Genomic DNA, 7,432 nt, shown 5'->3' with positions numbered 1-7,432 from the left:
CCGGGGCACCGCGTCCCCGTGCCCGCCCGTGTCCCCGCGCCTCCGCGCCTCCACGCCTCCGACGAAGGGAGCCCTGCCCCGCATGTCCTCCCCGCGTATCCGCACCTTCGCCTTGGGCGACCCCGACTCCGGGCCGTACGCACTGGCGCTCGGACCGGACGGTGCGCTGTGGTGCACCCTCGTGCACGCCGGCCGCATCGCCCGGCTGACCCCGGGGGGCCGGCTCGACGAGTTCGCGCTGGACTCCGCCGACTGCGGGCCCGCGGTCATCACCCCGGGACCGGACGGCGCCCTGTGGTTCACCCGTATGCGGGACGACCGCATCGGCCGGATCGACACCTCCGGGCAGTCCCGCTCCTACGCCCTCCCCGGCACCGGGGCCGGAAGCGGGTCCGCCACCCCGTACGGCATCACGGCCGGGCCGGACGGCGCCCTGTGGTTCACCCGGGCCGGCGCCGACCGGATCGGCCGGATCGGCATCGGGGGCGAGGTGGACGAGTTCCCGCTGCCCGGGACGGGTGGTTTCCCGGCGTTCATCACGGCGGCGGGCGATTCGCTCTGGTTCACCCTGAACCGGGCCGGAGCCCTCGGCCGGATCACCCTCGACGGCCGCGTCACCCTGTACCCGCTGCCGGTTCCGGAGTGCGGGCCCGTGGGCCTGACGGCGGGCGACGACGGAGCCCTGTGGTTCACCGAGATCACCGCGGGCCGGATCGGCCGGATCACCGCCGACGGCGGGATCACCGAGTTCCCGCTCCCCGATCCGGACTGCCGTCCGCACGCCATCACGGCAGGCCCCGACGGCAGCTGCTGGTTCACCCAGTGGGCCACGGGCCGGGTGGCCCGCCTCTCCCCCGACGGCCGGGTCACCGAGATCCCGCTGCCGCACCCCGGCAGCGAGCCCCACGGTCTCGCCTTCGGGCCCGACGGCGCCCTCTACACGGCGCTGGAACACGGGGGGATCGCCCGGATCGAGCCGGCCGGGCCCGCGTCCCCCGACTGCGCGCTGCGTGCAACGGGCCTACGCTGATCGGGTGATGCGTTCCTCCTCGGAGGTGAGGCGATGTCCGGGTTCCGGAGGGTGGCCTCGGCCCTGGCCGCCGGGGCGGCGAGCGCACTGCTGGCGGGTTTCGGGGCGCCCGCCGGCAACGGCATCGAGGACGAGAGTGCGCGGGTGATCGTCGACCGGGCGCGGGCGGAACTGGCCGGTGCCCGGTCGGTGCACATGGTGGCGCAGGTCCAGGACGCGGCGGGGAGCACCGTCCTGGACCTCCGCCTCGATGTGAACGGCAACTGCGCCGGCCGCGTCGGACTGCCCAAGGGCGGCGGCAGCGCGGAGATGGTCAAGCGCGGGCAGGACATCTGGCTGAAGCCGGACACGGCCTTCCTCAAGTCCCAGGTACCGGGGCCTGCCGGCGAGGACGCGGCCGCCCTGATCAACGACCGCTGGATCCACGGCAGTGCCGAGAACGTCCTGCTGCGCGGTCTCACCCAGGTGTGCGACCTGTCCGGGTTCCAGCGCAAGTACGCCGCGCAGCCCGTCTCGGAGAACCTCACGAAGGGCGGGACGGCCACCGTCGACGGGGCGTCGGCGATCACGGTCACCGGCCGCGACGGCGCCGACACGGCCACCTACTACGTCGCCACGGAGGGCAAGCCTCGTCTCCTGCGGGTCGAGGGCGTCGAGAACGGCCAGCGGGGCCGCGCCGACTTCTCCGACTACAACGAGCCGGTGCCGGCCGGGACCCCGCCCCCACAGGAATCCGTCGACCTCTCCGACCTCCGGTAGCGGCAGGGCTCAGCGGTCGGTGCCCCAGCACCAGAGCAGCTCTCCGCCCTCGGGGACCGCGGCCCACCGGGCGGCAGCCGCGTCCAGGCGGGGCCCGGTGCGGGCCAGGGCGTCCGGGCCGAGGGGCGGACGGCCGACCCCCCGGCCCTCGGTGTCCAGTCCGCGCCACACGCGGTACGCCCAGTTCACGGAGAGCTCGGCGGCCATCACCGCGTCGCCGCCCCGGCGGAGCACCTTCATGCCGGACCTGCGGTGCCGGCCCGGTTCGACCGTCTCGAAGCCCTGGAACGTGGCCCCGCGGGCCGTCGCTCCCCAGAAGCCGTCGTCGATGCCGAGGGCGGTCTCCACGACGGCGTGCACCAGGTCGTGCGGCATGGTGGGGCCGGTCGGCTGGGCGGGGAGCCTGACGTCCGGGCCCTTGCGGGCACGGACGAGGATCTCGTGCTGATTGTCCGGCAGCTTCCGGAAGGACATCTCCATCGCGAGGGAGGGTAGGCGCGGGGCGCCGCCCCGGCCAACCGGATTTCCCGCCGGGGACGGGGCGCCGGGGCGGTCACCCGCGGTGCGGGCGGGTCGCGGTGACGACGTAGTAGTCGATGATGCGGCGCTCGTACGCCCGGAAGAAGTTCCGGGGCCAGGTGTCCGGCGCCCACAGGCGGGCCAGCCAGGTGTCCCAGCCCGTCCAGACCTCCGGCCCGATCGAGTGGGCCCGGGCGTCCGCGAGCCCGGCCCCGGCGAACGCGTCGGTGAGCGCGGCCACGGGGCGGGCGATGTCCAGGCCGGTCTCGAACGTGTGCAGGAGTCCTGCGAGTTCGGCCGGGCGGTCGGGCGCGTCGTCCACGGTGAAGAAGCTGGCGACGGCCGCCCGGCCGCCCGGTCGCAGCACCCGCGCCGTCTCGACGGCGAAGGCGGCCAGGTCCGGGAAGTGCTGGGCTGCCTCCACGCTGACGACGGCGTCGAACTCCTCGTCCCCGAAGGGCATCCGCTCGGCGGCTCCCCGTACGAACCGCAGCCGTCCCGGCTCCTCCCGCAGCAGGCCGGCGTGCGTACCGCGCGCCCGCTCCAGCTGCTGCGGGTGGACGTCCATGCCGGTGACGCCGGCGGGTCCGTATTCCCCCAGGGCGAGTGCGCAGCCCATGCCGAGCCCGCAGCCCACTTCGAGGACCCGCCGGTCCGCGAGCGGCCCGGCGGCGTCCAGGACCTGCCGGTACAGGTCCTGCTGACTGCGGATGCGTTCGGGCTCGCCGAGGGGGGAGTTCAGGTCGATCGCGTTCCAGTAGCCGAAGTTGATGAACCCTCCGGCGAAGACGGACTCCCGGCTCAGGTCCGCGGGGCCGTACGTCTCCTCGACCGCCGGCCGCATCGCCGGGTAGGACTCCTGGGCACCCTGGGCCACGATGTGACACCTCCTGGAACGCACTCCGCCGTGCCGACACCGCCAGTCTGGCACGCCGGACCGCCCTCGCGGAGGGCTGCGGCGTCAGTCGGCCGCCGCGGAAGTGGCCGCCGGGGAACCGGCCGTACGGGTTCCGGCCGAGGCCATGCCGAGCCAGGTGTGGGGGTTGCCCTCCCAGCACCAGCCGAGCTTCGGCGCCCTGCGGCTGATCCAGATGGCCGGAACCCGGCGGTCGCCGCTGCGCGAACCGCCCAGCGAGAAGCACTTGTTCGTGACGAGGAGCTGCGGGAAGTGGGTGACGAACGCGATGCCCTCCTCGATGGTGAGAGGGGTCCGCCCCCGGCCGGCGATGACGTCCATGGCGTCCCGGGGCACGGCCCCGCAGAACTCCTCGCCGCGCTCGACGCCGGTCAGCAGGTAGGCGTCCCGGTCGGGGAGGCCGGTCTGCGGGGCGGCGGTGAACCGTTCGAGCGAGCCGGGCTCGTAGGAGCGGTCGATGACGCCGGGGAGGCGTCCGCCGTGCAGGGCGGTGCGGGGCATCGTCTCCTCGACCGGTGCCGCGTTGCGGGTGACGACCAGGAGGAACGGCACCCGGCCGGCCTCCGGCTCGTACGCCTCGGGCGGGGCGGCCGCGGCATGCTCGCGCAGGGGGGCGACGAGGGCGGTGAACTGTTCGGGCTCCAGGCCGGACATCGCCGGGTAGCCGAGGCCGATCAGGGTGCGGACCTGACGGTCGAACTCGGCTGCACCGTCGAAGGGGGTCTGGGTCAAGGGTGTCCTCACATCCACGAAGGAATTTACATCGGGGATAACATTACTTTGAAGGTATCTTTAGGGTCAAGGGAAAAGTCGCATCGCTGTATCCGTGTCGCAGCAGCAGCAGGGCGATGTCGTCCGTGCGGGGCGCGGTGCGCCGGGCGTGCCCGATCAGGTTGTCCGCCACCACGTCCAGGGAGGTGTCCCGCGGCGTGCGGGCGAGGCGGGCCGCCGTCTCGCCGATGGCGTCCCCGATGTCCCGGCCCGGGGTTTCGACCAGGCCGTCCGTGTACAGGGCGAGGAGGGCGCCGGGGGCGAAGGGGATCTCGGTCGCCGTGTACGCGGTGTCCGGGTCGATGCCGAGCAGGAGCCCGGGCGGCAGGTCCAGCACCGCGATCGAGCCGTCCGGGCGGCGCAGCAGCGGCGGCGGGTGGCCGGCGGTGGCCAGGCTGGCCCTGCGGCGGGTGAAGTCGATGTGGACGTAGAGGCAGCTGGTGAAGAGGCCCGGTTCGAGGTCGGTCAGCAGCCTGTTGGTCCGGGCGAGGACCTCGGCCGGCGGTGCCCCGGCGGTGGCGTGGACAGCGGTGCGGACCTGGCCCATGAGGGCGGCGGCGTTGACGTTGTGGCCCTGGACGTCGCCGATGGCGGCGGCGGCGGTGGTGTCGTCGATGCGGATCAGGTCGTAGAAGTCGCCGCCGATGTCGAGGCCCTGCGCAGCGGGCAGGTAGCGGGCGGCCACCTCCAGGCCGGGAACCTCCGGCAGGACCCGGGGCAGGAGGCCGGTCTGGAGACTGCGGGCCAGCTGATGGGTGGAGTCGTACAGCCGTGCCCGCTCCAGGGCCTGGGCGATGAGGCCGGCGATGGCGGACAGGATCGCGCGCTCGCCGGGGGCGAACGTGCGGGGGTGGGAGTAGCCGAGGACGAGCGAGCCGACGGGACGGCTGGAGGAGATGAGGGGCAGGAAGGCCCAGGCGGCCATGCCGTCGAGGACCATCGTCGAGGGGTAGGCGGCCAGCAGCTCGTCCGGGCTCCCGAAGAACAGCGGCGTGCCGGTGCGCAGGACGTGGGTGCGGGCGGTGTCGGCGGAGACGGGGACGCCGTCGAAGCGGGCCATGAGCTCGGCCGTGTAACCGCGGAAGCCGACGATGCGCAGCCGCCGCTCCTCCTCGACCAGCAGGGCCATGGCATGCGCGCCCAGGGCCGGGACGAGCTGGTCGGCGGCCTTGTCGACGACGTCCTGGGCGTGCGCGGCCTCGGTGAGGATGGCCGCCAGGTGGATCAGCTGGTAGAGGGCGTTGGCGCGGCTGGGCGAGGGCGCCGTCTCGGCGGCCGGGGGCGCGGCTGCCGAGGGCGCGGGCTCCTCCGCGGCCTGGGTGATCCGGACGCTCAGCCCGCTGGCGTCCGGGTAGAGGTCGAAGCGCAGGCGGCGGCCGTCCGGGTGGTCGGCGAGGAAGCTCCGGGGCATCCGGCTGATCACGGCAGCCCGGTAGTGGTCCTCGATGGTGGGGTTGTCCATCCAGGGCAGTGCCTCCCACGGGAGGGCGCCGACCAGCCGCGACACGGGCTCGCCCAGCAGGTCCGCCGCCCGCTCCGTGATGAAGGTGACCTTTCCGTTCATGTCCAGGGCGCAGCTGCCTCCCGGCAGGCGCCGGATGAAGGCCAGGCCCGCCGCCGCCTCCGCGGGTTCCGGGGTGGGCGGCGGGCGCGGCGCCAGGATGACCGGGTAGGCCTCCGGCTGGATGGCGCGGCCCTCGTCGGCGGCCCGGCGCAGGATGCCCGCCAGGCGCTGCGCGCCCGCGTCGAGCACCTGCCGCTCGCGGTCGCTGAGGCGCGGCCCGTGCGAGCCGGGCCACAGCAGCACCAGCCCGGCGCCCGTGCGCAGCTCGTCGGCGGTGCCGGCCGTGTCCAGCGGGGTGGCGGCGAGCGCGAAGCGGTACGGCACGACCAGGCCGACCCGCGGGTAGCGGCGGGCCGTGTCCTCCTGGCCGCCCAGCCAGACGAGGCGCTGCTCGCGGACCGCGTCCGCCACCGGGACCGGGTCGTTGATCCCGACGCGGGCCCAGGGGACGGCGAACTCGCGGGCCACGCCGACGGTGACCGCCAGGTGCAGCACCCGCCCGGTGGGCTCGGGCAGGTAGAACATGCCGATGGACGCACCGGCCTCGGCGCAGGTCTCGACCAGCGCCTCCTCCATCAGCCGGTGGCCGGCGCCCCGGTCCCGCGGCTCGTCTCCCACCTGACCATGGTCACCCCGGACCCATCCGCGCGCTCGGCCCGCCCGCCGGGGCGCCTCCCGGCCGTCCCGCCCCGCCCTGGCCGGGCACGGACCGTCGGCGGCCGCCCACGGAGCGGGACGACCGGCGGTGGGCGCCCGGGGCGGGCCGGGAAGGTGCCCCGGGCACTCCGCCGGAAGTCCGGCCGTGGAACCGCGGGCCGGTGGGGTGGTCGCTCGGGTTCCCGCGCCCCTGCGGGGCGCGGTACCCGCACCGGACTCCGGCGCGCCCGCTCAGGAGCGGGCCGCGAAGGCCTTCGTGAAGGCCAGCGGGGCCTGCAGGACGGACGAGCAGGTGGCGTCGGCCTGGTTCTTGGCGCCGCCGGGGCACTGCTTGTCGCGGGCCCCCGACCACATGGAGAGCCAGCCCAGGCCCTTGCCGCGGGCGAAATCGGCCAGCTGGGCGGCGTCCTCGACCGTGAATATCTCGCTGGTGACGTCGTTGACGCCGATCATCGGGGTGACGGCGACCGTCTTCCAGGCCTCGGCGTCGGAGAGCCCGAGGACGCCCTTGATCTGGGCCTGGGTCGCTGTCGCGGCCTGGATCGCGTACCCGCCCATGTCGCCGCTGTACGCCGGCCCGTAGTCCATCGCCATGATGTTGACGGCGGAGATGGCCACGCCGTTGCGCTTGGCGTCGGCGACGAGGTCCACGCCCGGCTGGGTCAGGCCCTCGGGCATGACGGGCAGGGTGAAGGAGACGGCGAGGCCGGGGTGCTTCTTCTGGAGCATGGCGATGGCCTGGGCGCGCCGGGTGTTCGCGGCGGTGTCGGGCAGGGCCGCGCCCTCGATGTCGAAATCGGCCTTGGTCAGCCCGTACGCGTCGATGACCTTGCCGTACGCGGCCGCCAGGTCCGCGGCGGAGGAGCAAGCCAGGGCGAGCTCGGAGCCGGCGGCGCCGCCGAAGGACACCCGGACGTCGCCGCCCTTGGCCCGCAGGGCCTGGATCTGGGAGGCGACGTGGTCGGAGCCGAGGGCGGTGACGCCGCCCCACAGCGGGTTGCAGCCGCCCCCGGAGGTGATGAAGGCCAGGTTGAACTCCTTGACGCCGGTCTGGTCGGCCGTGCCGACGAGATCGAAGGCGGGGTGGAGCGAGGTGTCCACGTACGGGGCGAAGGGGGCCGCCTTGGCGGTGCCGCCCGGGCGGGTCGCGGTGGCGGTCGGCTTCGGGCCGGCGGTCGCGGTCGCCGTGGCGGTGGCGGTGGGCGCGGTCGTGGGG

The 7,432-nt window shown here is 74.7% G+C and carries 7 protein-coding genes; 2 read left to right on the top strand and 5 right to left on the bottom strand.

Going from position 1 to position 7,432, the window contains the following annotated elements; genetic code table 11:
- Nucleotides 1–82: 82 nt before the first annotated feature.
- Both HYE82_RS31590 and HYE82_RS31585 read left to right on the top strand, forming a co-directional pair.
- On the top strand, nt 83–1,030 hold the full coding sequence (locus tag HYE82_RS31590; RefSeq protein ID WP_179177629.1) for a virginiamycin B lyase: 948 nt from the start codon (nt 83–85) through the stop codon (nt 1,028–1,030).
- A 33-nt stretch (nt 1,031–1,063) separates the two neighbouring features.
- Complete coding sequence (locus HYE82_RS31585; RefSeq protein ID WP_179177628.1) at nt 1,064–1,789, top strand: hypothetical protein; 726 nt, start codon at nt 1,064–1,066, stop codon at nt 1,787–1,789.
- Between the two features lie 9 nt (nt 1,790–1,798).
- On the opposite strand, the gene HYE82_RS31580 is transcribed toward HYE82_RS31585, so the two are convergent.
- The 5 genes from HYE82_RS31580 to HYE82_RS31560 all read right to left on the bottom strand — a co-directional run.
- The gene (locus tag HYE82_RS31580; protein ID WP_179177627.1) at nt 1,799–2,269 is read right to left on the bottom strand and encodes a hypothetical protein; all 471 of its coding nucleotides are present in this window, start codon (nt 2,267–2,269) and stop codon (nt 1,799–1,801) included.
- Between the two features lie 73 nt (nt 2,270–2,342).
- A complete protein-coding gene (locus HYE82_RS31575; protein WP_309144508.1) occupies nt 2,343–3,185 on the bottom strand; it encodes a methyltransferase domain-containing protein in 843 nt (280 codons plus the stop codon).
- A gap of 84 nt (nt 3,186–3,269) precedes the next feature.
- The gene (locus tag HYE82_RS31570) at nt 3,270–3,956 is read right to left on the bottom strand and encodes a DUF5701 family protein (RefSeq protein WP_179177626.1); all 687 of its coding nucleotides are present in this window, start codon (nt 3,954–3,956) and stop codon (nt 3,270–3,272) included.
- Between the two features lie 43 nt (nt 3,957–3,999).
- The gene (locus tag HYE82_RS31565) at nt 4,000–6,177 is read right to left on the bottom strand and encodes a SpoIIE family protein phosphatase (RefSeq protein ID WP_309144507.1); all 2,178 of its coding nucleotides are present in this window, start codon (nt 6,175–6,177) and stop codon (nt 4,000–4,002) included.
- A gap of 270 nt (nt 6,178–6,447) precedes the next feature.
- Nucleotides 6,448–7,432, bottom strand: a 985-nt coding sequence (locus HYE82_RS31560; protein WP_179177625.1) for a chitinase, incomplete at its 5' end; no start/stop codon positions are given.

Source organism: Streptomyces sp. BR123 (assembly GCF_013401435.1).
Taxonomy (GTDB): domain Bacteria; phylum Actinomycetota; class Actinomycetes; order Streptomycetales; family Streptomycetaceae; genus Streptomyces.
This window is presented reverse-complemented; position numbering and strand designations above follow the sequence as displayed.

Excerpts from the sequence above, each read along its gene's own strand:
- HYE82_RS31590 (WP_179177629.1), top strand. The coding sequence starts at position 83 with ATGTCCTCCCCGCGTATCCGCACCTTCGCCTTGGGCGACCCCGACTCC.
- HYE82_RS31585 (WP_179177628.1), top strand. The coding sequence starts at position 1,064 with ATGTCCGGGTTCCGGAGGGTGGCCTCGGCCCTGGCCGCCGGGGCGGCG.
- HYE82_RS31580 (WP_179177627.1), bottom strand. The coding sequence starts at position 2,269 with ATGGAGATGTCCTTCCGGAAGCTGCCGGACAATCAGCACGAGATCCTC.